Genomic DNA, 24,780 nt, shown 5'->3' with positions numbered 1-24,780 from the left:
AGTGTTACTCCGGGTTGGTTACCAGATCCTGCTCGCGAATGGGTTTTTCCGCTTTCAGGATCAATCCCAGGCTGAGCTTGTTGAAAGTACGGAACACCATCAGCTGACCAATTTCTTCCGATGGCTGGGTGATGGTTTCATCACTGGACTCAGTCAGCCGATCCAAAGACGAGGCGTCCTCTTCATAGACCGGGGTGTCATTCATAAACACCTTGCTACCATCACGCATCACCCGCAGCACCGTGCCTGGCTCAAGACCATCAGCAGAACCTTTGTTCAGCACCACTACATCAAAGCGGCCCAGTGCCCGGGTTTTACGGGACGAATCAATAATGCGCGCCTTGATTTGCAAGGCTGGCGCATGGGGCTGGAAGTAAACCGGCAGGGTGTGCTGGTCCAGCGGCAGCAAGTAGTCGCCCTGGCTCATTTCCCGCTCAACCTGCTCTACTTTCAGCGACGCAATGTTGTAATGCTTGGCATCCTCGCCTTCACCGACGGTGATATTACGTACATCCTGAGCCTTAACCACAGACACCAAAATGGCCTCGGTGCCCAGGCTGTCACCGGTTTTAGGATCAACATAATGGCGGCCTTTACGATAGACGCCATACATACGGCCATCATCGATGCGCTTACCCCGGGCGTAAACGTCCATGTACTGGGTAAAGCGCTTGGTCAGGTCAGCACTGCCGGTAATGCGCGGTGCATCTTTAAGCGTGTCGGCATCAATGATCTGCTGATGAGTCAAAAAGGCCCGGATCAGGTTGGTTGGCAACGTCGGAATGGCATCTTTTTTCTGAATCACCCGCGCCGTCGGCGACAGCTTGATCAGCGGTTTACGCACCAATCTCGGCTGGCCGTTGATGATCACCAGGCTGAGCTTGTCACCGGGATAGATCAAGTTGGGGTTGTCCACCTGTTGGTTAGACTGCCAGAGCTTCGGCCACAGCCAGGGATTTTTCAGGTACTTGGCGGCGATGTCCCACAAGGTGTCACCCTTTTTCACCACGTACGTCTGGGGAAAGTCATTCTTCAGCTTCAGTTCGTCGGCCAGTGCAACCCAGGCGATGGCCGCCAAGCCGACTGCAAGCAGGAGTTTTTTCATTTTTTCGTCCTTTTCGCCAGCCCCTCGCTGGCAGGTGCGAACCTTGGTTTATTATTATGGCTGTCAATGCCGGGTTCAAACGACTAAAATTACAGCATATTTTTCATTTTCACACACATATTAGCGCAGTAATCATAAACTTATGGCAGTTCTTACCGTTTTGCACTACCCCGATGAGCGTCTTCGTACCCAAGCCAAGCCTGTGGCAGAGGTCAATGATGCTATCCGCCAGCTGGTTAACGACATGTTTGACACCATGTATGACGAGAAAGGTGTTGGCCTAGCCGCAACCCAGGTCGATGTCCATTTGCAAGTCGTGGTCATGGATGTATCGGAAGAGCGAAACGAACGCCGGGTGTTCATTAACCCGGTGATCATCGAAGCCGATGGTAAGGCCATGGGCGATGAAGGCTGCCTGTCAGTGCCCGGTTCCTACGCCGAAGTTGAGCGCGCCGAACACATTAAAGTCAAAGCGCTGAATGAACAGGGTGAACCCTTTGAACTGGTAGCTGAAGGCCTGTTAGCGGTGTGTATTCAGCACGAGCTGGATCATCTCAAAGGTAAGCTGTTTATCGATTACCTGTCACCGCTCAAGCGTGACCGGATCCGCAAGAAACTAGAAAAAGAAGCGCGTCTGGCTCGCCAGTCAACGACCGTTTGACGAGGTTTCCCCCTTTGGAAAAACTGCGAATTATCTTTGCTGGCACGCCGGATTTTGCCGCGCGCCACCTAGCCGCTTTGCTTGCCAGCCACCACCAGGTAGTGGCGGTTTACACGCAGCCAGACCGGCCAGCCGGTCGCGGCAAGAAACTGACCGCCAGCCCGGTCAAGCAACTGGCGGAGCAGCACCAGCTACCAATACAGCAACCGGCCAGTTTAAAGTCACCGGAAGCTCAGGCGGTATTGCGCCAGTATCAGGCTGATGTGATGGTGGTGGTGGCCTATGGGCTGATTTTACCGCAAGCCGTCCTCGATACGCCCCGGCTGGGTTGCCTGAATGTGCATGGCTCACTGTTGCCGCGCTGGCGCGGCGCGGCACCGATCCAGCGAGCTATTTGGGCGGGCGACAGCGAAACCGGTGTCACCATTATGCAAATGGACAAAGGCCTGGACACCGGCGCCATGTTACATAAAGCCGCCTTGCCGATTACCGCTGATGACACTTCGGCCAGTCTCTACAACAAACTGGCTGAGTTGGGCCCCGAAGCACTGCTGTACACCCTTGACCGGCTAACGCAACTTACGGCGCAGCCACAGGACGATAGCCTGGCGAACTATGCGCAAAAGCTCAGCAAAGAAGAAGCCCGTATCGACTGGCAGTTGGGCGCAGCCCAACTTGAACGTTGCGTACGCGCCTTCAACCCCTGGCCGGTAAGCTTTTTTGAACATCAGCAGCAGGCCATCAAAGTCTGGGCAGCCAGCTGTCTGCCGGCAACCAGCCAAGCCCGGCCCGGCACCATTATCGCCAGCAGCAAAGCAGGTATTGATGTGGCGACCGGCGATGGCGTGTTGCGTATTAGCCAGTTGCAGTTACCGGGCAAAAAAGCCATGGCCGCCGCCGATGTACTCAATGCCCGTCAAGAATGGTTTAACGAAGGAGTGGTGTTGTCATGAGCGCCAAATTACGCGCCCAGGGCGCTAAAGTACTGGCTGCCGTGATGCTTGATGGCCGCTCCCTGAATGACGCCCTGCCGGCGGCTCAGCAAGCCCTGCCCAACCCCAAAGACAAGGCGCTGCTACAGGCCCTGTGTTTTGGCACCTTGCGCCAATACCGGCTGCTGGACACGGCATTGGCCTCGTTGATGACAAAGCCGCTGACCGGTAAGACCGCCATCGTCCAGCAATTGCTGATCCTCGGCTTGTACCAACTGTTTTTCAGTCGCATTCCGGCTCACGCTGCCGTCGCCGAAACCGTTGGTGCCGCCGCTTTGCTCGGCCACAGCAAGCTAAAAGGCCTGGTCAACGGTGTGCTGCGTAACGCCGAGCGTCAGGGGCAACCGTTACTGGATAACGCCGGGCGCAAGAAGGTCGTGGCCAGCCTGCACCCGGACTGGCTGCTCAAACGCATCCAGCACGCCTACCCTGAGCAGTGGTCGGAGATCATTAGTGCTAACAACACTCAGGCTCCTCTGTGGCTGCGCGTAAACAGTCGCCAGCAAAGTGCCGTTCAATACCAGCAAGAACTCAATGATGTTGGTATCGAAAGCGAAAGTAATGACTCACTGACCAGTGCGTTGCTGCTGGCCGATGCCGTTGATGTTGCAGCACTGCCCGGCTTTGCCGATGGCGCTGTCAGTGTGCAGGACGGCGCCGCCCAGTTTGCCGCACAATTGCTGGCCGCCGAAGCTGGCGAACGCATTCTGGATGCCTGCGCCGCTCCGGGCGGCAAAACCGCCCACCTGCTGGAAAGCGCAGAAGTAGCAGTAACCGCTCTGGATGTCAGTGCCGAGAGGCTTAAGCGCGTTGAAGAGAACCTCAACCGCTTGGGACTGAAAGCGACGCTGGTGGCGGCCGATGCCACCGGCCGCGATTGGTGGGATGGCCAACCCTACGATCGTATTTTGCTGGATGCGCCCTGCTCGGCTACCGGCGTGATCCGCCGGCACCCCGATATCCGCTGGCTGCGCCGTGATACGGACATCGCCGAACTGGCTGCCTTACAGCGGCAAATTCTCGATAATTGCTGGGCCATGTTGCGCCCCGGCGGCACCCTCTTGTACGCCACTTGCTCACTGTTGCCAGAGGAAAATCAGCAACAGATCGCTGCCTTTTTGGCCCGCCACGGTGATGCCACCCTGGTGCCCATTCACGCCGATGAGAGTACGGCTACGCCGGGCTGGCAGATCCTGCCAGGCCAGCAACAGATGGATGGCTTCTTCTACGCCAGGGTGTTAAAACAACAGCCTTAAGCAGCACGGGCCCTCACAAGACGAGAATACGGGCATGAAAATCATTATTCTGGGCGCCGGCCAGGTCGGCGGCACACTGGCAGAAAACCTAGTCAGCGAGGAAAACGACATCAGCCTCATTGACCAGGATCTGGACCGTCTGCGCGAGCTGCAGGACCGCCTTGATATTCAGGTGGTTCAGGGCAATGCTGCGCACCCTGAAACCCTGCGCCGGGCGGGGGCCGAAGACGCCGACATGCTGATCGCCGTCACCAGCAGTGACGAAACCAACATGGTGGCCTGCCAGGTCGCCTTTACGCTGTTTCGTACCCCCAAGAAAATTGCCCGGATCCGCGCCAGTCAGTACCTCAAGAACAAAGACAGCCTGTTCGGTGAGGGTGGCATCGCCGTTGACTACATCATTTCTCCTGAGTCGCTGGTAACCGATTACATCCGCCGGCTGGTGGATTACCCGGGCGCCCTGCAGGTCTTGGACTTTGCTGGCGGCAAGGTCGGCCTGGTGGCCGTCAAGGCTTACTATGGCGGGCCTTTGGTGGGTAATGCCTTATCGACACTGCGCGAGCACATGCCCAATGTAGATACCCGCGTAGCGGCCATTTTCCGTCAGGGCAAAGCTATTCGCCCTCGCGGTACTACTGTCATCGAAGCTGATGACGAGGTGTTTTTTATTGCCGCCGCCGGGCACATCCGTGCCGTGATGAGTGAACTGCAACGGCTAGAACATCCCTACCGCAAGATCATGATTGCCGGCGGGGGTAATATCGGTGCCGGTCTGGCCCGCCAGCTGGAAAAGAAGTACGCCGTCAAGCTTATTGAGCGCAGCCCGGTTCGCGCCGCCTACCTGTCAGAAAAACTCTCTGACACCATTGTCTTTACCGGCGACGCCTCCGATCAGGAGCTACTGCTGGAAGAGCACATTGACCAGACTGATGTTTTTATCGCCGTGACCAACGATGACGAAGTGAACATCATGTCGGCCATGCTGGCGAAAAAACTGGGCGCTCACAAAGTGATGGTGCTGATCCAGCGCAGCGCTTATGTGGATCTGGTTCAAGGTGGCGCTATCGATATTGCCATCTCGCCACAAACCGCCACTATTTCTGCCTTGCTGACCCACGTGCGCCGGGCTGACTTCGTCAATGTCTACAGTCTGCGCCGCGGCGCCGCAGAGGCAGTGGAAACCATCGCCCACGGCGATGCCAATACCTCGCAGGTGGTGGGGCAGGCGGTGGCCGACATCAAGCTACCGCCCGGCGCCAGTATCGGCGCGATTGTGCGCGGCGAAGACGTGCTGATTGCCCATGACCGCACCGTCATCGAAAGTGGCGACCATGTGATCCTGTTTTTGGTCGACAAGCAGCACATCACCGCTGTGGAAAAACTATTCCAACCCAGCGCGCTCTTCTTCTAGGTAACGGCCATGTTCAATTACAAACCCGTGCTGTTCATCATTGGCGCCTTCCTCAATATTCTGGCGGTGATGATGTTACTGCCGACTGCGCTGGCCTTCTGGGAAGGCGAAACCGGTACCATGCAGTTTTTCGAGGCCTCCTTACTGACCTACGCCGCAGCGTTGCTGTGCATGGCCAAAGGCAGCCGGGAAATGGGCCGCTTCAAGGTCCGCGACATGTTCTTGCTCACCTCCATGACCTGGGTGCTGGTATCAGGCTTTTCGGCACTGCCGCTGGTGTTTGTCGAGCACATCACCTATACCGATGCCTTTTTCGAAACCATGTCCGGCATAACCACCACCGGCTCTACGGTGCTGTCAGGGCTCGACACCATGCCGCGCTCTATTTTGCTGTGGCGCTCGTTGTTGCAATGGCTCGGTGGGGTTGGCTTTATTGTTATGGGGGTGGCCGTGCTGCCTTTCCTTGGGGTCGGTGGCATGCGGCTGTTCCGTACCGAATCATCGGAATGGAATGACAAAAACGCCCCACGCACCCGCACCCTGGCCCGCGACATCTTGTATGTTTACCTGGTGCTGACCGGGCTGTGCCTGCTCTGCTACTGGCTGTCAGGAATGAGCTGGTTTGAAGCCATCAACCACGCCATGACCACCATTTCTACTGGCGGCTATTCCACCTCTGATGCCTCTATGGCCCACTTCGGCCCGGCCAGCCATTGGGTAGGCACCTTCTTTATGATGACCGGGGGTATGCCGTTCCTGCTGCTGGTAAATGCATTTCGTAAAAACCAGTGGAACCTGTGGCGTGATGAGCAGTTTCGCGGCTATGTGCTGTTTCTGACCTTTGTGTCTGTGGGGCTGGCAGTCTGGTTGACGATTCACCGTGGCACCGATTTTCTCGATGCCATCCGCATGTCTGCTTTTAATGTGGTGTCAGTTGTTACCACCACCGGTTATGCCCTGACCGACTACAGCCTCTGGGGGCCCTTTGCGGTCACTGCCTTTATGTTGCTGATGTTTGTCGGCGGCTGTTCCGGCTCTACCGCCGGGGGCATTAAAATATTCCGTTTCCAGCTGGCCGCCGGCATGTTGCATTTGCAGCTCAAACAGCTCATTCACCCCAATGCTGTGCTGGTGCAGAACTATAACCGCCGGCCAGTAAACGACGACATTATCCGCTCTTTGGTGGCATTCTCACTGGCGTTTTTCTTCACTGTGGCGCTGATCACGCTGGGTCTGGGGCTGATGAACCTGGATGTGGTCACCGCCTTTAGTGCTGCCATTACCGCCGTGACCAACGTTGGCCCTGGTTTGGGCACGATTATCGGCCCGGCGGGTAACTTTGCCAGCCTGCCCGACGGCGCCAAATGGTTACTGTCACTGGGTATGCTGCTGGGCCGCCTGGAGATCCTGACCGTGGTTACGGTGCTGACACCGGCGTTTTGGCGCCAGTAAGTTTGGCAGCAAAAGCATCCACAGCTGCCCAGTTGGTCAGCTCCACGTCCTGGCGGGTATCGGTAGGGCCTTTGGTAAGCCACATAATGAAGCGGATCATGGTCTTGTCGAACAGGCCATAGCGCTGCCAGCGCAAGGCCCCGGCAAACACCGCCAACTGCTGGGGCTGCCAACGGCTTTTTTGCAGAAACTTCTCAATATAGCGGGAGCCTTCTGGGGTATCTTTGCCAGGCTTTCTGGCGGTCATGTTGACCGAGAAAAAGGCATTGGGCCGCACGGTCAACTCACTTAACTGCTCACTGACAAACTGGTACAAGCCCGGCCGGTGATCACCATAACGGACCGCGCCACCCACCACCACATGGTCAATACCCTGCCATTCTGGCTGTGCGTGCCGCTCGATATCGCAAAAACGCACCTGATGGCCAGCATCCTGTAAGGTGCGGGCGATCCGCTGCATTATCTGGCGGGTCTGGCCGTCGACGGAGGAATAGGCCAGCAGGTAGGTATAAGATGTCATGCGTGCTCTTTTCTGCCGATATTCATCGCCACCTTGTACCCCATAAACAACCTGTTCTGCAAACCAGACAACGACAGTAAAACCTTGATTTTGCCAAAATTGTCACAGTACATAATTTGACTACCCTACACGGCAGCGTCAAAATATCGACGTAACCTAATTAATATGAGCAGGTGCACGGATGCTGGCGAAGGGATAATAAATGAAAAAATACCTGCTGCTGGCATTGTTGTTTTGCCTTCCTGCGCTTGCCAAACCAACCAGCCACAGTTTGGCCTTTTTCTATGGTCAGCCGTTACCGCTGGCGGAAATGACCTTCTACCCCGGCGTGGTTGTGCAGCCGGATCACACCCGCGATATTGAGCTGAAATGGTTGGCCAAACGCCATATCGGTACTTATGGCTATCTCAGTGTTGGCGAATCCTTCGCCAGCGGAGCCAAAGGGTTGCTGAGCAACCCCAACTGGCACAGCCAGGTCATGGACCTGACCAGCACGGCTTGGCAGCAGCAACTGCTGACCCAGGCTAAGGCGTTGAAAGTCCGTGGCTTTCATGGACTTTTTCTCGACACCCTGGACAGTTATCAGTTATTACCCGCCCCACAACAAAAAGCCCAGCAGCTGGCGCTGCTGAGCCTGATCCAAAAATTAGCGCGGCTATTTGATAACCATCTGGTACTGAATCGCGGTTTTGAACTGCTGCCACAATTACAGGGTAAAGCTGAGACAGTGGTAGCAGAGGGCCTGTACAGCCACTACCAACCGCAAGATGACCGCTACAGCCACACTCAGGAAAGCGGTCAAAAATGGTTGCTTGCGCAGTTGCATAAAGCCCGGCAGCTGGGTTTTAAGGTGCAGGTTATTGACTATGCCAAGCCGGGCCAGCGCCGGGCCATGGCCGACAATATCATCAAGGCAGGCTTTACCCCTTGGGTAGCCGATGGCCACTTGCTGACCTGGGGTACTTCGAACCTGACTCCGGTGGCCAGAAAGGTGCTGATCCCTTTCGACAGTAACATCGAAAGCCTGATCAACCTGGATGTGCACCAACGCCTGGCCACGATGCTGGAATACCTCGGTTATATTCCCGATTACGTTGACATCAGTAAGTCCCCGCTACCGCCAGCTGACACCGGTCTTTATGCCGGAGTCATTGTCTGGGCAGAAGAGCCGGCACTATATCAACCAAAACTGATGCACTGGCTGCACCAGATACAGGGTAAGTTACCGCTGCTGTTACTGGGTGATGCCCCGGAAGATCCTCAATTGCTGCAGGGATTGGGGGCGGCGATGACTGACAGCACACCACCCGGCCCCTACCAGTTAATGCATAAATCAGCCTGGCTAAAAGGCGAAGGGAATCCGTCTTTGGCGAGTCTCGAACCTTACCCCTTGACCCTGGGGAAGCAAGGCCAGTCGCTTATCGCAGTCAAGGCCGCCAATGGCGCCACCGTGCAACAAGCCACCGAAGGCCCGGATGGCCTGCTATTGGTGGCCCCGTGGGTGGTGCAGTATTTACCAGATGGTGATTCGCACTGGGTGGTTGACCCGCTGGCCATTCTCCAGCGTGGCCTGAAACTGCAACCGATCCCGGCGCCAGATGTTACCACTGAGAGCGGCCGACGGCTCATGACCGCCCATATCGACGGTGACGGTTTTCCCAGCCTGGCCCGCTTCCCCGGCCAGCCCTATGCCGCTCAGGTGATCGAAAATGAAATCATTGACCACTATAAGCTGCCGATCACCGTGTCTGTCATTCAGGGTGAAGTGGGCCCTACCGGCATGTACCCGAAGATCAGCCCACAGCTGGAAGACATTGCCCGGGACATTTTCAAAAAACCCTGGGTGGAGATTGCCTCTCACACTTACAGCCATCCTTTTAACTGGTCTGAGCTGGCCGGACGCCAGCACAGCACCGGTGGTGAAACCGAATATGGCGAACACCTGACCATCCCCGGCTACCATAAGGTCAGTCTTAAAAAGGAAATCGACGGCTCTATCAATTACATCAACCACACCCTGGCTCCCGCCGGTAAGAAAGTAGTGATGATGCTGTGGTCAGGCGATGCCGCTCCTGGCCCCAAAGCACTGCTGCGGGCCCGTAATATGGGCGTGCTGAATGTCAATGGCGGTAATACCAAACTGCTGAAGACTAACCCCAGCCTGAGCATGGCCTGGCCCATTGGCCGCCCAGAGGGAGAGCTGCTGTACCAGATTTACGCGCCGGTGATGAATGAAAATGTCTATACCAACCTCTGGCATGGGCCTTTTTATGGCTACAGACGTGTTCGGGAAACCTTTGCCGCAACCGGCGCACCACTGCGCATCAAGCCTTTTACCATCTATTACCACTTCTACTCCGGTGCTAACCCGGCAGGTCTGGGAGCGCTGCGCTCGGTTTATGATTACGTGCTAAGTCACCCCAATACGCCGGTGCACCTGAGTCATTACGCTCGCATGGCCAGAGATTTTTACTTTTCCGCCCTGGCCAAAGATGCGCAAGGCCACTGGCTGCTCAGCAGCCGCAATATTCGCACCCTGCGCCTGCCCAAAGCCCTGGGGTTTGCTGATATTGATCGCAGCCAGGGGCTGGCTGGCACGACGGTAGATGGCCGCTACCTGCACCTGCCCACCGGTGATGCCCGCGTTGTACTCAAACCCCGCCAGGAATCCCGGCAGCCTTATCTGGCTAATGCCAATGTGCAGCTGTACAGCTGGCAGCGAGGCCGACACATTCACTTTCAGGCCTGGGCTGGTACCGCCGACCTCATGCTGGCCAACGCCCGAGGCTGCCAGTTAGTCAGTGACAAAGGGCAGCATTATCAAGGTAAGAGCGTTGGGCAACTGACGCACTTTGTATTGCCGCACGGGGAGTTTCGCGGCCACTTGTACTGTGGGGCCAGCCAGTGAACCGGCGTATCCCTGACCACAAACGGCCGGCACTGATTTCCAAGCCCGCCGCCTTGCTGACGCTGGTTGTCACCCTGCTGATGCTGTACATCCTCTTTCCCCGCACGCTGTTTTTTGAACATGAACAGCAGCAGCCAAAGGATGCCGCCCTGGCCGCGGCCTACTTGAAAGCCGCTCTGGCCCAGAACCCCAACGACCCGAAGCTGAAACTGAAGCTGGCCGATGTCGAGCTGCAAGCCGGCCAATGGGCTGAAGCCATGCACCTGTTAGGAGGACTCCCCCCCTCCCCAGCCGTTACCCGCATGCATAGCAAGCTGCTGTTTCACCGCTGGCAGGATACCGGCGCCAAAGCCGATGATCCGCTGCTGACTACCCTCAGGGACAGCCTCAAGGATGTCAGCATCTGGAATGACGAGAGTTTGCAATATGCCAAAGCTGCCGGCATGAATGATGCGGTGGCTCGCTATCTGAAAACACAAGGGCGGGTACTGGAAGCCGCTCACTTCTGGATGGCCGCCGGCAAACCCGGCCGGGCCACCGATTTGTATCAGGGCCGGGTCAACGCCCGTAATGTTGATGATGCCGTGACGGCGGCGCTGGCGGCAAACCGCCCGTTGCAAGCCTACCAATGGTGGCAAAAGCATGGTGACGGCGAACTGGCTCGGACCTATCAGCTGGCCCGCCTGGCTGGTGATACCACCGAAGCCGAGCGGGCCATTCGCGCCTTACTGGCCAAAAATCCCAATGATCGCAAGCTGCTGCAACAAGCCATGCAGGCTAGCCTGGCCAACGGTGATATCCGCACAGCGCAGCGCCTTACTGACCAGCTACTGGCCCGGGATCCGGACAATGCCAAACTGTACTACCAAAACTGGCAGCTGAAGCGCTGGCTCAACGATGCCGGTGGCGCACTTTACGACATGCGCTGGCTGATGCGCCATGGCAAGGCCAAAATCAAGGACGTGGAAAGCAGCCTGCATGACGCTATCGGCCTGTTTCGCTTTGACGATGTCACCCATATTTTTCGCTATCTGGCTCACCACCAGCGGCTAAGCGCCACGCAGATCGACCAATGGATAGACGCCCACCGCTGGCAGGGCGATCCACAGCAGTTGATGGCCGACATTCGCTTTTACCAGCAACGATGGGGCAAGACCTTACAAACCCAGCAATGGGAAGCTGAAACCTATAACAACCTCGGCGAACTGGACGCCCTGATCGCCCTGTGGCCGCACTACCAAGGCCCCCGTGACGAACAGGCGCTGAGTTGGTTTGCCCGTGCGTTCTGGCTGAAAGGCCAACCCCAGAAATCCCTTAGGGTGCTAAAGACGCTCAATAAAAGTGATGACCAAGATTTCTGGCAGTTACGGGCCACACTGGCCTGGCAATTGAACGACAAACCACAATCTCTGCTGGCCTACCAGCAGTTACGGCGCCTGGGAATCAATTCCCCGGAAATTGAGCGGCGTTACCAGCAATTGCGCTACGCCGACGACAAGCCTGGCTTGCTGGCCTACCTGTGGACACTGCCCGTTTCTGTCGAAACCAGTAATCAGATAGCCGAGCTGGCCTGGCAGCTCAAAGATGCCGACAGTTTCAGCCGCCTCAGCGCCCGCCTCAACAGCCAGCCGCCCGCCTCCACCTTGGCCACAGCCTGGCTGTACCAATCCATGTGGTACCAGTATCAACGTCAGTTTGCACTGGCCGCCGAGGCGCTCAGTAAAGCGGAGTATCTCAACCCCACCAACGACGATGTCTTGCAGGGCAAAGGCTGGCTGGCACTGGCCAGCAACGACGAACAAACCATTCGAGCCGTTTTTGCTGCACACCGGCAAGATCCTCCTTCTTTGCTGTGGGCACCGTTAATGGCCAGCCTGGCCCAGCGCCTGCAACAATGGCCCAGCGCTTATTTTTATCTGCATCTGCTTGCTCAGCAGCAGCCAGACAACCTACCGGTTCTGGCCAACCTGGCAGAGGTAATGCGGCAAATGGGCTGGCAGGATCAGGCTTACCGCCTTGACCGTTATCTGGCGGAGAAGCTGCCTCAGGACGACACCGCCTATGCCGAGCTGATGCTGCGCTGGCAAGGTGAGCAGGTCCTGCCCGCACTGCACGGTCACTTCTCCATGGCCACCCTGGCTCCCATGGCACCCTCCCAGGCTGTCGCCAGCTGGTGGCTGCACCGTACCGGCGCTCGCCACCTGGAAGCCTGGCAACAGTTACAGCTGGCCATGCACGACGGTCGTTTCCACGACGTTAACCAGCTCGCCCGCAGCGGCACATTGACACCACTGGATGAGGTGAACGCCTGGCTTTATCTACGCCGCCCCTATCGGGCCATGAGCCGCTGGCAAGCGCGTATTACCGGCCTACCCAGCGAGGATGCGCTGGATCTGGCCCGGGCCGCCCGCCCCCATCACTTCCGGGCGCTGGCTCTTAGCTGGCAACCCAAAGCCGGCCTGAACAGTAGCCAATGGGGCATGGATCTGTACCTGCCGTTTGCCGAGGGCCAGTGGCACCTGGGTGCCGGCTATCAGCGTAACCAGGGCAATAACGGCGCTTTGCTGGCACTGGCAGGAGACTGGCAACTCGGTCGCTGGCACCTCAATGCTGGCGTTGATCATCACCAGGGGGTGATAGCAAAGCGCACGGGTTTGCACCTTGGCGCCGATTATCAGTGGGATAACCGCACCACTTTGGGCTTGAGCTTCGACGACGGTGCCGAAAGCCGCCAGTCAGATAACTTGCTGGCGTTTGGCGAGCAGCGGCAATGGCAATTGTGGGGGCAATACCAACTGGATGGCCGCCAGCAACTGCAATTAGCCGTTTCAGAACTGACCCTGGCACTACGTAACGGCCCGACGCTGGGCAGCGGCCAGCAATTTGACGGCCGCTACCAGTTCGCCGTGCTCAAGGACCGCCCCGGCTGGACCGCTTATACCAGCGCTACCTGGCAGAAGTTCCCTGATAAGCCACCTCTGCCTATTCCCGGCCAACCGGGCCGGGAAGTGACACTGGAGTCATTCCGCCGCTTTGCCATTGGCTCGGTTTTTGGCCCCGGCGCTGAATTAACCCCTCCGCACCTGGGCGCCGAACCCGCCTGGCTACTGGATATCAGTGTCGGTTATCAGCCGCAGGTACATCAAGGAGATATCGCTGTTACTGGCGGCATTGGCTGGTCACTGCTGGGGGACGATTTACTAAAACTGCAACTGAGTTACCAAAGCAGCAACCGTGTTGGTGCTGCCGATACCCAGTTAACTCTGGGCTACTACTTTCATTTTTAGGGTTTAAGGAGAAATTATGTTCCGGCTCATACTGCCCTGCCTGGCGCTGCTGCTCAGCGCCTGCACTACCAGCCGGGTCAGCGATACCGTATCGCTGCCACCGAGTACCAAAGTGGCCATGATGCCGCTGGTCAATCATGCCCAGACACCGTTGGCCGGTGAGCGGGCCGAGGATATTCTGGCCAGCCTCTGGCAGCAGCGTGGCTTGCCCAAGTTGGCCCGCTACCCCCGCCTAGTGCAAAAAGGCCTGCCGCCGCTGGATGACCAGTACCGGGCAACCCAGGCGCAGCAATGGCTTGCCAAGCAGACGGTCGGCTACGTGCTCAGCGGCACCATTGAGGAATGGCGTTATAAAGCCGGCCTGGACGGAGAGCCAGTGGTCGCCATTACCCTGAACCTGACCAAAGTGGGCGATGACACCCCCGTCTGGACCGGCACCATTGCCCGCTCCGGCTGGGGCCGCGACAACCTGGCCGCAACAGCGCAGGACGTGATTGACGACCTGCTCGACGGCATTGAGGCCGGAAAATGAAAGCCTCATTCCGCCGGCCCAGGCAGGTCAGCGAAGCGCAGTCCTGGTTTGAAGTGATTGTCTTCACCGCCCTGGCGCTGGCGCTGCCGGCCTGGCTGCGCCCGGATGATCCCTTCTGGCACCACGGCGACTTCAGCTGGCCTATGCTGGGGCCTTTACTAGTGGCTCTGCGTTACGGCTTCGCCAAAGGGCTGGCCAGTGTGCTGGTCTTAATCGCCATGCAGTTGCTGCTGGTACGCACCGAATCGCTGAGCACTTTTGAGCAATACCCCTTTAGCACCATGATCGGCTACGTGCTGGTGACGATGATAGCCGGTGAGTTCCGTGATCTGTGGGACAAAACCAACGAACAGCAACGCCTGCAGCTGGATTATGTACGCGACCGGCTGGAAACCTTTACCCGCCATTATCACTTGCTGCGCACCTCCCATGACCGCCTGGAACAAATGCTGGCTGGCCATGCCCTGAGTCTGCGGGAGTCACTGCAGGCCGTGCGCTCGGCCATTGGCCAGTTACAGGACCGCTCTTTGGAAAAAGTCGCACAGCCGATTTTGCGGCTGTTTGTAGAGTATGGCGGCCTGCAAACCGCCGGCCTTTATGCCGTCAACAATGGTCATCTGGTTAAAGAACCCTTGGCCAAGGTCGGGCAAATGGGTACGCCCGAGTCGCAAGATCCGATGCTGCTGGCAATGCTTGAAGAAGGTCAGCTGTTCTCAGTTAACCAGATGATGGAACGGGCGGAAAACAGCCGTTATCAGGTCGCTATCCCACTGACCGACGTCAACGACCAGCTCTATGGCGTGATCCTGGTCGAGCAGGTGCAGTTTTTTGCTCTGCGTGAAGCCACTCTGACGCTGCTGGCAGTCATGGCCGGTCATGTTGGCGACCTGCTGCGCCATGCCCTGGCTAACCCGGTGATGGGTCCAGATGAAATGCCGTACTTCCAGGCTCAGGTCAAACGGGCGCAGCGTGAAGCCAGCCGCTATGGCATTCCGGCACAGCTGCTGCGGGTGCAAGCCAGTGGCGAAAACAGTCTGGCGATACGGGTGTTTGAACACCTCACCGCCACCCGTCGCGGCCTCGATATTTACCTCTTTGACGCCAGCCAACGCTCCTTGCTGCTGTTAATGCCGCTGGCAGATGAGCTGGATCAGGCGGGCTTTGTCAGTCGCGTCAATACCTGGTGCCAGGAACGTCTGGGCCAGGATCTGCAGACATTGGGGATTGAGACCACTGAACATCTGGCCTTACCGGCCGATCATGACGCCGTGGAACGGCTGTTGAGGGGCGCATGATCATTGCCTTGCTGGGAGTGATACCGGCGGTACTGCTGGAGGCTGCCATCTGGCCGGTGCTTCGACAAAACCCTTACGATTACGGCAATTTAGCGGCCGCACTGACCATGCATCTGGCAGCCAGCGCCCTGATGGCGCTGCTGGTGGTACGACTGCTGCCGACGCGGTACAGCCGGCCAGTGCTGTCATCTTGGCTGTTTTTGTTCTTGCTGCAAGTCGGCTTGCCGGGGGCCGGGATCTTGATCAGCGCGCTGCTGCTGTATGCCCTGCACAAACCTCGCCCTTACCATGACAAGGACTTTGACGAGCACCCGATACCGGATCTGCCCTTCGAGCCACTGGCCATATCCCGGCGGCCGGTGTATTCCCTCGGTGGCCTGCGCGCCATACTCAAGCACGCCGTCGAACCCAACAAACGGCTGGCCGCCGTCATGGCCACCCGCAACATGCCGGATAAAGAAGCTATTCCTATTCTGCGCCTAGCGTTGACTGACCTGGAAGATGATGTGCGGCTGCTGGCCTATTCCCTGCTTGATGGCAAGGAAAATGCTATTAACCAGCAGATCCATGAATTGCAGCACAGTCTTCGTGATCAGCAGCAACAACACCAGCACTGGCGTATTCAGCGACAACTGGCAGACCGCTACTGGGAACTCAGTTACCTGGGACTGGCCCAAGGGGAGCTGCGCCAGTACGTGCTGTCGCGGGCCGCCCACTATGCCCGGCTGAGCCTGTCGCAGCGGCCGTCAGAAGCCGCCCGCGTCTTCCTCGGTCGTATCTACCTCGCTCAAGGGCGTCTTCAGGAAGCCCGCGATTGCCTGGAGCAAGCCGAGCAATCCGGCATCGCCCGCCGCCACGTCTTGCCCTATCTGGCTGAAGTGGCCTTCTATCAGCGCCGTTACCCCGAATGCAAAGCCTACCTGGCAAACCTGCCGCAGCAGCAACGGGGCAGTGCGCTACAGCAATTAAGAGAGTACTGGCATGATTAAAGCCGATATTCTGCTGGTGCTCGAAGGCACCTATCCTTATGTGCGCGGCGGCGTTTCCAGCTGGGTGCACCAGATGATCAGCGGCCTGCCGGAGCTGACCTTTGAACTGGTCTTTCTTGGTGGCCACCCCAGCCATTACGGGCCGGTACAATATACCCTGCCGAAAAATGTTACCGGTCTGTCGGTGCATTACATGCTGGGCGACGATTTCACTCACAGCAAACCCGCCAGCCGCCCGGGCAGCGAGCTGCTTTTTGCCCGCTGGCAAGCACTGCAGCAGTATTTTCGCGACAGTAGCGAACCTATTGAAGAAGAGCTGTTGCGTCACATTTTTCTGACCCTGGGTACCACAGAGGGGATCAGTGAAGAAGACTTTCTATACTCGCAAGCGTCTTGGAAAGTGTTAGCGGATTACTACCTGACCTACTGTGATGACCCTTCTTTCGTGGACTTTTTCTGGGCTTATCGCAACCTCTACCGGCCCCTGTTCACCATCACGCAGATTGCCAGAGATCTGCCAAAAACCCGGCTTATTCATTCTATTTCAACGGGTTATGCCGGAATTTTGGGCGCCGGCGCCAGTCTTATCAATGATGTGCCGTTTGCCATTACCGAACATGGCATATACACCAAAGAGCGCAAGATTGACCTGATCCAGGCCGGTTGGATCCGCGAATCAGAAAACCGGCTGGGCACTAGCCTCAATGCCGACATGGGCTTTATCCGCCGCATGTGGATCCACTTTTTCGAGCAGCTGGGGCGCACCGCCTACCACTACGCCAACCCCATCGTCTCTCTCTATGAAGGCAACCGGCAGCGCCAGATCCGCGACGGCGCCGAAGCCACCCGCACTCAGGTGATCCCTAACGGGATCCGCATCAGCCGCTTTGTCGAAGCGCTGGCCAAACGTGGCCCAGATATTCCCCCGGTAGTTGGACTGATTGGCCGCGTAGTGCCCATCAAGGACATCAAGACTTTTATTCGGGCCATTAAAGAGGCCTTGTCGGCGAAGCCGGATCTGCAAGGCTGGATAGTGGGGCCGCTGGAGGAAGACAAAGAGTATGTCGCCGAATGCCAATTACTGGTCGACAGCCTGGACTTGGGCGGCAGAGTGAAGTTTCTGGGGATGCAGGATGTGACTGAGATCCTGCCGCAGCTGGGGCTGGTTGCCTTGACGTCCATTTCCGAAGCACAGCCCCTGGTGTTGCTGGAAGCCATGGCAGCCGGTGTGCCGGTACTGGCCACCGATGTAGGCTCCTGCCGGGAAATTATTGAAGGCCACCCGGGTGACGATCACAGCCTTGGTGTTGCTGGCGAAGTGGTGCCCATTGCCACACCTGGGGCCACAGCCAGTGCCATGGTGCGGCTGCTGAGCGACAGCAAGCGCTGGCAACACCTGCAGCAAAGCGGCCTGGCGCGGGTACGCCGTTACTATGATGAGTCGCTGATGTTTGAACGCTACCTGCAACTGTACAAGGACAGCATGTTATGGCCGGAATAGGTTTTGAGATCCGCAAAATCCTCCACAAAAATACCCTGCTGTCGGTATTTGAAGCCTACGGTTATGCCGGCCTGATTGGTTCCGGCCCCTGGGTGCTGTCGATCCTCGCTCTGCTTATCATCGGTATCATGAGTTTCGGCTTTGTGATCCCGCAGGCGCTGATTGTGCAGTTCCTGACCTCCGTCACCTACATGATGGCCAGTTCGCTGATCCTCACCGGCGGCTTGCAGTTGCTGCTGACCCGTTATGTCTCTGACCTGTTTTTCCTGCGCAAGAATGACCGGGTGTTACCGAACCTGCTCGGTGCCATGCTGGTGGTGACACTGTTTGCGCTGCTGTTTGTCGCTGGCGCCTGGTCTTTCATTCCGTTATCACAAGTGGAACGGCTGCTGATGGCCGGCGCCTTTATCAGCCTGTGTAATCAGTGGATGGCGGTGATTTTTCTGTCTGGGATGAAAGAGTACCGCGTCATTCTCGGCACCATGGTCAGTGGTTACGGCCTGATGGTGGTCATGTCCCTATTCCTGCGCCACTGGCAGATGGACGGTCTACTGCTCGCCTTTTTCATTGGCGAAGCCGGGTTGATGATTGCCTTCCTGGTGTTTATTACCATGCGTTACCCGGGCGACCAGCTGATCCGCTTTGACTTTCTCGATCACCGTCGGGTGTTCTACAGCCTGTTTTTTTGCGGCCTGTTCTATAACGTCGGGGTATGGGCCGATAAATTCCTGTTCTGGTATTACCCCAGCACCTCGGTGGCTATTCTTGGCCCCCTGCGGGCCAGTCCCATCTATGACTTTCCAATTTTCCTGGCGTATCTGTCCATCATTCCTGGCATGGCGGTTTTTCTAGTGCGTATGGAAACCGATTTTGCCGAGCGCTACGACAACTTTTATAACGCCGTACGCGAGGGCGCTTCGCTACAGGAAATCTACCACCTCAAAGACGACATGGTACGCACCGCCCGTAACGGTATTTACGACATTTTCAAGATCCAGGGCATCACCATGGCATTACTGCTGCTGTGGGGTGAAAAGCTCCTGAAGCTGATTGGCATTGACGAGCATTACGCCACCTTGCTCTACATTGACGTAGTCGGGGTCGGCGTACAGGTGGTGTTGCTGTCGATACTGAACGTCATGTTCTACCTCGACAAGCGCTACAGCGCCATGGCCATTACCGGCCTGTTCATGCTCTGTAACGCTCTGCTGACCTACCTATCGATTCTGGCAGGGCCACACTATTACGGTTACGGCTTTGCCCTGGCCACGGTGATCAGCACCATGGTTGGCCTGGTCTGGCTATCAAGGCAGTTTGAATCGCTGGAATACGAAACCTTTATGTTGCAACGCTGATCCCGGCCAGTGCCGCACGGGCAGCAAAGTCGCTGGCGGCCACCGCCGGTACTGAGACGGTACAGCGCAACGTGGCGGTAAAATCACTGTTCAGGCACTGGCCCTGAAATTCCGCCAGTAACCGCTGCAGGTGCGGTTGCTGGGGGTAATCCAGTGTCAACTCCAGCAGCTGTTGCGGCACGAACACCTGCCTGGGCAACGCCGCTAAAGCCGCGCCAACACCTCCGCCATAGGCTTTCACCAGGCCTCCGGTGCCCAACTTGATACCCCCGTAATAACGCACCACCACGGCGCTGATTTCACCAATACCGGAACCCTGAAGCTGCGCCAACATAGGTTTGCCGGCGGTGCCGGCCGGCTCACCATCATCACTCATGGCAAACTGCTGGCCATCACCGGGAGCACCAGCCACGGCCGCAAAGCACCAGTGCCGGGCGTCAGGGTGTGCATCCTTGGCTTGCTGCCAGAACGCCCGCGCGGCAGCAAGCCCCGGGGTATGCGCCAGCAGGGTTATAAAACGGCTTTTTTTGATCAGTTCCGTGTGCTCGGCCGGGGCGGCCGGAATGAGGTAACTCATAGTGAATGCGGGGTTTCACGTGAAACCCCGCCCTTGTATCAGGCCAGTCCCAGTTTGCGGGTCATGTTCTCGACATGGTCATGGTGAACGATCACGTCATCCTCGATACGAATGCCACCAAACGGCTTGAACGCTTCGACTTTCTCCCAGTTAACCTGCTCGGCATGTTCACCGTTTTTCACATCGGCCAGCAGGCTATCGATAAAGTACAGCCCAGGCTCAATGGTCAGCACATTGCCAGCCTCAACCTTACGGGTCGTACGCAGGAAGGGGTGCTGCGCTGGTGGAGCTTGGCGGTCACCAAAATCATTGGCCATAAAACCGCCCATATCATGTACCTGCAGCCCCAGGTGGTGCCCCAGACCATGCGGGAAGAAGGCGCGGTTAATACCACTTGCCAATGCGGTCTGGGCATCACAACGGATGAGGTCAAAGTCCCTGAGAATAGCGGCAATACCCAGGTGGCACTGGTGGTGCAGTTCGGCATACATCTTACCCGGTGTCAGTTGTGCCACCAGCTCCTGTTCCAGCTTAGCCACTGCCGCAGTCAATTCGGCAAAGGCGTTATCCTCGCGGGCATAGGTACGGGTGATATCGGCGGCATAACCATTAAAGCTGGCACCGGCATCAATCAAAAAGCTGCGGCTGTGCTCTTGTGGCTGCCGATCAAAGTGCATGTAGTGCAGGATGGCAGCATTGCGATTGAGCGCAACAATGTTGCCATAGGGCATATCATTGTCGCCCTGTTCGGTGGCCGCCAGGTAAGCCTGATTGATGGCAAACTCGCTACCACCGGCATAAAAAGCGGCCCGGGCCGCCATATGACCTTTTACGGCAATGGCATTGGCTTTACGCAGGCACGCCAGTTCCCAATCGGTTTTGTAAGCACGGTGATAATGCAGATAGTTCAGTACTGGCGCCGGGTTACAGTCGCTAAAGCCGAGGCTTTTGGCGTACTCCAGGTGTTCACCAATATATGCAACGCGGTTTTTATCCTGTGGTAACGCCTGAGCAGCTGCTTGCGGTGAATCAATCAGCACAATCTCAACATGCTCTGCCCAGTAGTCTGCCGGTACATCTGCCACTTTGTGCCAGAAATCAACCGGCCGGAAGAACAGCAGTTTCGGCTTGTCTTCACCATTGACGATAAGCCAGCAATGGGGGTTGTCTGTAACCGGCAGCCAGTGTTTGAAGTGGGGATTAACCTTGAACGGATAGTGCATGTCGTCAAGAAACACATCCAGCGGCTGGCCGCCATGAATAGCCAGGGCCTGATAACCGCTGCGCGCCAGTACCGCTTTGGTACGCCGTTGCAACTCGGCCAGATGGTCGGGGTAAAGGGCTGCCAGATGTTCCATACTATTCACCGTCAGGTTGATGGGAAACGCTCATCCTACCATTGCCCGCGGACCGTCCCCAAGCCACAGCCGCCCAGCGGTCAGGAGGCCGGGGCAGACCGAAACCGCGCTTAAACGGATGTTTGAATTGGCTGTTGCAATCTGCTCATTTTGCTACCATCATGCCTTGACTGGTTTGACCACCTACCTGCCCCACTGGCACAAAGGGAGAACGCCAAATGCTTTACCAAGGTGACAATCTCAAGGTGGCGCTGCAGTCAGACGGCATTGCCGTACTGACCTTTGACGCCCCGGGTTCCGTAAACAAATTTGACCGCCAGACCCTGTCCGAGCTGGATGCGGCACTGGATACCATCAAGGCCAGCAGCGGCGTCCAGGCCCTGGTGCTGGCATCCGCGAAATCGGCCTTTATTGTTGGCGCCGACATCACCGAATTTCTTGAAACCTTCAAGCTGCCTGAGCCTGAGCTGCTGGCCTGGGTACAAAAGGCCAACGCTATCTTCAACAAGCTTGAAGACTTGCCTATGCCGACGGTATCAGCCATTACCGGTTTTGCCCTGGGTGGCGGCTGCGAGTGCATTCTGGCCACCGACTTGCGGGTTGCTGACAACACGGCCCGTATCGGCCTGCCGGAAGTCAAACTGGGTCTGATCCCCGGTTTTGGCGGCACGGTACGGTTACCGCGCGTCATTGGTGCCGACAACGCCATGGAACTGATCACCACCGGCAAAGACAACAAGGCCGACAAAGCCCTGCAACTGGGCCTGGTAGACGCCGTGGTAGCCCAAGACAAGCTGCTTGATGCCGCCTTGGCCATGGCCAAGAGCGCCCTTGCCGGCAAACTTGACTGGCAGGCGCGCCGCCAGGACAAGCAAGCCCCGCTGCATCTGAACAAGCTGGAAGCCGGCATGAGCTTTAGCACCGCTACCGGGATGGTGGCGCAGCAAGCAGGTAAACATTACCCGGCACCGATGACCGCCGTGAAAGGCATTGAGGCAGCAGCCCGTATGGGCCGTGATGAAGCACTGGCCATCGAAAACCAGGGTTTTGTGAAACTGGCCAAGACTGACGTAGCCACGGCCCTGATCGGCATTTTCCTCAATGACCAGCTGATCAAAGGGAAAGCCAAAAAAGCCGGCAAGGCTGCGAAAACGGTCGATAAGGCAGCCGTACTGGGCGCAGGTATCATGGGTGGCGGCATCGCTTACCAGTCCGCTTCCACCGGCACCCCCATTGTTATGAAAGACATCAACGACAAGGCCTTGCAACTGGGCCTGTCGGAGGCCTCCAAGCTGCTGAACAAACAGCTGGAACGTGGCCGCATTGATGGCAAAAAAATGGCCTCGGTGCTCAATAACATCATCCCCAGTCTCAGCTATGACAGTGTCAAGGGTGTGGATCTGGTTGTCGAAGCGGTGGTGGAAAACCCGAAGATCAAGGCTAATGTGCTGGCCGAGGTGGAAGCAGTAGCCGGCGACGGTGCCGTACTGACCTCCAATACCTCGACCATTTCCATCAATCAGCTGGCCAAAAGCCTGAAAAAGCCCGAGCGCTTCTGCGGCATGCACTTTTTCAACCCGGTACACCGGATGCCGTTGGTAGAAGTGATCCGTGGTGAAAACACCTCAGACGAAACAGTGGCGACCGTTGTCGCCTATGCCGCGAAAATGGGCAAGTCTCCGATCGTGGTTAACGACTGCCCCGGCTTTTTCGTCAACCGGGTACTGTTCCCCTACTTCGCCGGCTTTAGCCTGCTGGTACGCGACGGCGCTGATTTCCAGGTTGTCGACAAGGTCATGGAAAAACAATTCGGTTGGCCAATGGGCCCCGCTTATCTGCTGGATGTTGTTGGTATTGATACCGGCCACCATGCGCAGGCGGTAATGGCCGAAGGCTTCCCCAGTCGCATGGGTAAAACCGAGCGCGACGCCATTGATGTCATGTACGACAACGAGCGCTATGGCCAGAAAAACGGCAAAGGCTTCTACGTTTACAGCGAAGACAAACGCGGCAAGCCGAAAAAAGAAGCCCCTGACGAAAGCTATGCCCTGCTCAAGGACGTCGTCAAAGCCGACAATGACTTCAGCCCGGACGAAATCATCAACCGCACCATGTTGCCGATGATCATCGAAACCGTGCGCTGCCTGGAAGAAGGCATTATCGCCAGCCCGGCAGAAGCCGACATGGGCCTGGTGTATGGCCTGGGCTTCCCGCCATTCCGCGGCGGCGTATTCCGCTACATCGACACCGTTGGCCTGGATAAAATTGTCGCCCTGGCAGACCAGTACGCTCACCTCGGCGAGCTCTATCAGGTTACCGACACCATGCGTGACATGGCTGCCAACGGCAAAACTTACTACGGCCAATAAGGACGGAGAACGAACATGATTAAAGAAGCTGTCATCGTCGACTGCATCCGCACTCCCATGGGCCGCTCCAAGGGCGGCGTGTTCCGTAACGTCCGCGCCGAGGAATTGTCTGCCCATTTAATTAAAGGCTTGCTGGCACGCAACAGCGCCTTAGATCCCAATGAAATTGAAGACGTCCTCTGGGGCTGTGTGCAGCAGACCCTGGAGCAGGGTTTCAACATTGCCCGCAATGCCTCGCTGCTGGCAGGCTTGCCCAGGCAGGTAGCCGCCACCACCATCAACCGCCTCTGTGGTTCGTCCATGGATGCACTGCATCATGCAGCCCGCGCCATCATGGTTGGCCAGGGCGATGTATTCATCATTGGTGGTGTTGAGCACATGGGGCATGTGCCGATGAATCATGGTGTTGATTTCCATCCGGGCCTGTCCAAAAGTGTCGCCAAGGCCTCTGGCATGATGGGCTTGACCGCCGAGATGCTGGGCCGCCTGCATGGTATCAGCCGTGAACAGCAGGACGCCTTTGCCGCCCGTTCACATCAACGTGCCTGGGCCGCAACTCAAGAAGGTCGTTTTAAAAACGAAATTCTGCCCACCCTCGGTCATAGCAGCGAGGGTTCACTGGAACTCATTGATTACGATGAAGTTATCCGCCCAGAAACCACCGTCGAGTCACTGGCAGCTCTGCGCCCGGTCTTTGATCCAGTCAACGGTACTGTTACTGCCGGTACGTCTTCCGCCCTTTCTGATGGCGCCAGTGCCATGCTGGTCATGTCTGCTGAGCGTGCCAAAGAGTTGGGCCTCAAGCCTCGGGCCAAGGTACGGTCCATGGCGGTAGCAGGTTGCGACCCATCAATCATGGGTTACGGCCCAGTTCCAGCTTCACAAAAGGCCCTCAAGCGGGCCGGCCTGAGCATCGACGATATCGATCTGGTCGAGCTCAATGAAGCTTTTGCCGCTCAGTCGCTGCCTTGCGTCAAAGATCTGGGGCTGGCTGACCAAGCTGACGAGAAGGTCAACCTCAATGGCGGTGCCATTGCCCTTGGCCACCCCTTGGGCTGCTCCGGCGCTCGTATCAGCACCACCTTGCTGAACCTGATGGAGTCCAAAGACGCCACCTTGGGCTTGGCTACCATGTGCATTGGCCTGGGCCAGGGCATTGCCACGGTCTTTGAGCGGGTCTAACAGCCGCTCTCTTAAAAAGCCGGCCTCATG

At 57.3% G+C, this 24,780-nt stretch carries 18 protein-coding genes; 14 read left to right on the top strand and 4 right to left on the bottom strand.

Annotation, left to right across the window (positions count from 1 at the left end; genetic code table 11):
* Positions 1 to 4 precede the first annotated feature (4 nt).
* Positions 5 to 1,105 (bottom strand): LysM peptidoglycan-binding domain-containing protein, encoded by a 1,101-nt coding sequence (locus tag WDB70_RS00150; RefSeq protein WP_406665421.1) that lies wholly within the window; start codon positions 1,103 to 1,105, stop codon positions 5 to 7.
* 142 nt (positions 1,106 to 1,247) lie between these two features.
* Between WDB70_RS00150 and def the strand changes: the two genes are divergently transcribed.
* Genes def through WDB70_RS00125 form a run of 5 tightly spaced genes read left to right on the top strand, consistent with a single transcriptional unit; the run spans position 1,248 to position 6,877 of the window.
* Positions 1,248 to 1,766, top strand: coding sequence for a peptide deformylase (gene def / locus WDB70_RS00145; RefSeq protein WP_406665419.1), 519 nt, complete (start codon positions 1,248 to 1,250; stop codon positions 1,764 to 1,766).
* Positions 1,767 to 1,780: 14 nt separating this feature from the next.
* Positions 1,781 to 2,719 (top strand): methionyl-tRNA formyltransferase, encoded by a 939-nt coding sequence (gene fmt, locus WDB70_RS00140; RefSeq protein ID WP_406665417.1) that lies wholly within the window; start codon positions 1,781 to 1,783, stop codon positions 2,717 to 2,719.
* Complete coding sequence (gene rsmB / locus WDB70_RS00135) at positions 2,716 to 4,014, top strand: 16S rRNA (cytosine(967)-C(5))-methyltransferase RsmB (protein ID WP_406665415.1); 1,299 nt, start codon at positions 2,716 to 2,718, stop codon at positions 4,012 to 4,014. Before fmt ends, rsmB begins: the two co-directional genes overlap by 4 nt.
* 34 nt (positions 4,015 to 4,048) lie before the next feature.
* Positions 4,049 to 5,425, top strand: coding sequence for a Trk system potassium transporter TrkA (gene trkA, locus WDB70_RS00130; protein ID WP_406665413.1), 1,377 nt, complete (start codon positions 4,049 to 4,051; stop codon positions 5,423 to 5,425).
* A 9-nt stretch (positions 5,426 to 5,434) separates the two neighbouring features.
* On the top strand, positions 5,435 to 6,877 hold the full coding sequence (locus WDB70_RS00125; protein ID WP_406665411.1) for a TrkH family potassium uptake protein: 1,443 nt from the start codon (positions 5,435 to 5,437) through the stop codon (positions 6,875 to 6,877).
* Here the strand turns inward: WDB70_RS00125 and hemG are convergent.
* Positions 6,843 to 7,397: a menaquinone-dependent protoporphyrinogen IX dehydrogenase gene (gene hemG, locus WDB70_RS00120; protein WP_406665409.1), complete on the bottom strand. Its 555-nt coding sequence runs from the start codon at positions 7,395 to 7,397 to the stop codon at positions 6,843 to 6,845. The genes WDB70_RS00125 and hemG overlap by 35 nt on opposite strands.
* A gap of 202 nt (positions 7,398 to 7,599) precedes the next feature.
* Here hemG and WDB70_RS00115 point away from each other — a divergent pair, with 202 nt between their 5' ends.
* The 7 genes from WDB70_RS00115 to pelG are packed head-to-tail and all read left to right on the top strand — an operon-like array spanning position 7,600 to position 19,264.
* Positions 7,600 to 10,305, top strand: coding sequence for an endo alpha-1,4 polygalactosaminidase (locus WDB70_RS00115; RefSeq protein WP_406665407.1), 2,706 nt, complete (start codon positions 7,600 to 7,602; stop codon positions 10,303 to 10,305).
* Positions 10,302 to 13,592 carry a tetratricopeptide repeat protein gene (locus tag WDB70_RS00110; RefSeq protein ID WP_406665405.1) on the top strand — a complete coding sequence of 1,097 codons (3,291 nt, stop codon included), beginning with the start codon at positions 10,302 to 10,304 and terminating at the stop codon, positions 13,590 to 13,592. Before WDB70_RS00115 ends, WDB70_RS00110 begins: the two co-directional genes overlap by 4 nt.
* A gap of 16 nt (positions 13,593 to 13,608) precedes the next feature.
* Positions 13,609 to 14,124, top strand: coding sequence for a hypothetical protein (locus tag WDB70_RS00105; protein ID WP_406665403.1), 516 nt, complete (start codon positions 13,609 to 13,611; stop codon positions 14,122 to 14,124).
* Positions 14,121 to 15,419, top strand: a complete 1,299-nt coding sequence (locus WDB70_RS00100) for a PelD GGDEF domain-containing protein (protein WP_406665401.1) — start codon at positions 14,121 to 14,123, stop codon at positions 15,417 to 15,419. The genes WDB70_RS00105 and WDB70_RS00100 overlap by 4 nt, the downstream gene beginning before the upstream one ends.
* Positions 15,416 to 16,408, top strand: a complete 993-nt coding sequence (locus WDB70_RS00095; protein WP_406665399.1) for a hypothetical protein — start codon at positions 15,416 to 15,418, stop codon at positions 16,406 to 16,408. Before WDB70_RS00100 ends, WDB70_RS00095 begins: the two co-directional genes overlap by 4 nt.
* The gene (gene pelF / locus WDB70_RS00090; RefSeq protein ID WP_406665397.1) at positions 16,401 to 17,909 is read left to right on the top strand and encodes a GT4 family glycosyltransferase PelF; all 1,509 of its coding nucleotides are present in this window, start codon (positions 16,401 to 16,403) and stop codon (positions 17,907 to 17,909) included. The genes WDB70_RS00095 and pelF overlap by 8 nt, the downstream gene beginning before the upstream one ends.
* Positions 17,897 to 19,264: an exopolysaccharide Pel transporter PelG gene (gene pelG / locus WDB70_RS00085; RefSeq protein WP_406665395.1), complete on the top strand. Its 1,368-nt coding sequence runs from the start codon at positions 17,897 to 17,899 to the stop codon at positions 19,262 to 19,264. The genes pelF and pelG overlap by 13 nt, the downstream gene beginning before the upstream one ends.
* On the opposite strand, the gene WDB70_RS00080 is transcribed toward pelG, so the two are convergent.
* Both WDB70_RS00080 and pepQ read right to left on the bottom strand, forming a co-directional pair.
* On the bottom strand, positions 19,248 to 19,841 hold the full coding sequence (locus WDB70_RS00080) for a YigZ family protein (protein ID WP_406665393.1): 594 nt from the start codon (positions 19,839 to 19,841) through the stop codon (positions 19,248 to 19,250). The two genes, pelG and WDB70_RS00080, sit on opposite strands and share 17 nt — an antisense overlap.
* Positions 19,842 to 19,879: 38 nt before the next feature.
* Complete coding sequence (pepQ, locus tag WDB70_RS00075) at positions 19,880 to 21,199, bottom strand: Xaa-Pro dipeptidase (RefSeq protein WP_406665391.1); 1,320 nt, start codon at positions 21,197 to 21,199, stop codon at positions 19,880 to 19,882.
* A gap of 218 nt (positions 21,200 to 21,417) precedes the next feature.
* Here pepQ and fadB point away from each other — a divergent pair, with 218 nt between their 5' ends.
* Both fadB and fadA read left to right on the top strand, forming a co-directional pair.
* The gene (fadB, locus tag WDB70_RS00070) at positions 21,418 to 23,568 is read left to right on the top strand and encodes a fatty acid oxidation complex subunit alpha FadB (protein ID WP_406665389.1); all 2,151 of its coding nucleotides are present in this window, start codon (positions 21,418 to 21,420) and stop codon (positions 23,566 to 23,568) included.
* 18 nt (positions 23,569 to 23,586) lie between these two features.
* Positions 23,587 to 24,750, top strand: a complete 1,164-nt coding sequence (gene fadA / locus WDB70_RS00065) for an acetyl-CoA C-acyltransferase FadA (RefSeq protein WP_406668122.1) — start codon at positions 23,587 to 23,589, stop codon at positions 24,748 to 24,750.
* Positions 24,751 to 24,780: the final 30 nt, after the last annotated feature.

The sequence above is a fragment of the Gallaecimonas aegicerasi genome, from assembly GCF_045291545.1.
In the GTDB taxonomy this organism is placed as follows: Bacteria; Pseudomonadota; Gammaproteobacteria; order Enterobacterales; family Gallaecimonadaceae; genus Gallaecimonas.
Note: the sequence above shows the minus strand (reverse complement) of the source record. Positions and strands in the feature narration are given on the sequence as shown.

Excerpts from the sequence above, each read along its gene's own strand:
- WDB70_RS00150 (WP_406665421.1), bottom strand. The coding sequence starts at position 1,105 with ATGAAAAAACTCCTGCTTGCAGTCGGCTTGGCGGCCATCGCCTGGGTT.
- def (WP_406665419.1), top strand. The coding sequence starts at position 1,248 with ATGGCAGTTCTTACCGTTTTGCACTACCCCGATGAGCGTCTTCGTACC.
- rsmB (WP_406665415.1), top strand. The coding sequence starts at position 2,716 with ATGAGCGCCAAATTACGCGCCCAGGGCGCTAAAGTACTGGCTGCCGTG.
- trkA (WP_406665413.1), top strand. The coding sequence starts at position 4,049 with ATGAAAATCATTATTCTGGGCGCCGGCCAGGTCGGCGGCACACTGGCA.
- WDB70_RS00125 (WP_406665411.1), top strand. The coding sequence starts at position 5,435 with ATGTTCAATTACAAACCCGTGCTGTTCATCATTGGCGCCTTCCTCAAT.
- hemG (WP_406665409.1), bottom strand. The coding sequence starts at position 7,397 with ATGACATCTTATACCTACCTGCTGGCCTATTCCTCCGTCGACGGCCAG.
- WDB70_RS00115 (WP_406665407.1), top strand. The coding sequence starts at position 7,600 with ATGAAAAAATACCTGCTGCTGGCATTGTTGTTTTGCCTTCCTGCGCTT.
- WDB70_RS00105 (WP_406665403.1), top strand. The coding sequence starts at position 13,609 with ATGTTCCGGCTCATACTGCCCTGCCTGGCGCTGCTGCTCAGCGCCTGC.
- WDB70_RS00100 (WP_406665401.1), top strand. The coding sequence starts at position 14,121 with ATGAAAGCCTCATTCCGCCGGCCCAGGCAGGTCAGCGAAGCGCAGTCC.
- WDB70_RS00095 (WP_406665399.1), top strand. The coding sequence starts at position 15,416 with ATGATCATTGCCTTGCTGGGAGTGATACCGGCGGTACTGCTGGAGGCT.
- pelF (WP_406665397.1), top strand. The coding sequence starts at position 16,401 with ATGATTAAAGCCGATATTCTGCTGGTGCTCGAAGGCACCTATCCTTAT.
- pelG (WP_406665395.1), top strand. The coding sequence starts at position 17,897 with ATGGCCGGAATAGGTTTTGAGATCCGCAAAATCCTCCACAAAAATACC.
- WDB70_RS00080 (WP_406665393.1), bottom strand. The coding sequence starts at position 19,841 with ATGAGTTACCTCATTCCGGCCGCCCCGGCCGAGCACACGGAACTGATC.
- pepQ (WP_406665391.1), bottom strand. The coding sequence starts at position 21,199 with ATGGAACATCTGGCAGCCCTTTACCCCGACCATCTGGCCGAGTTGCAA.
- fadB (WP_406665389.1), top strand. The coding sequence starts at position 21,418 with ATGCTTTACCAAGGTGACAATCTCAAGGTGGCGCTGCAGTCAGACGGC.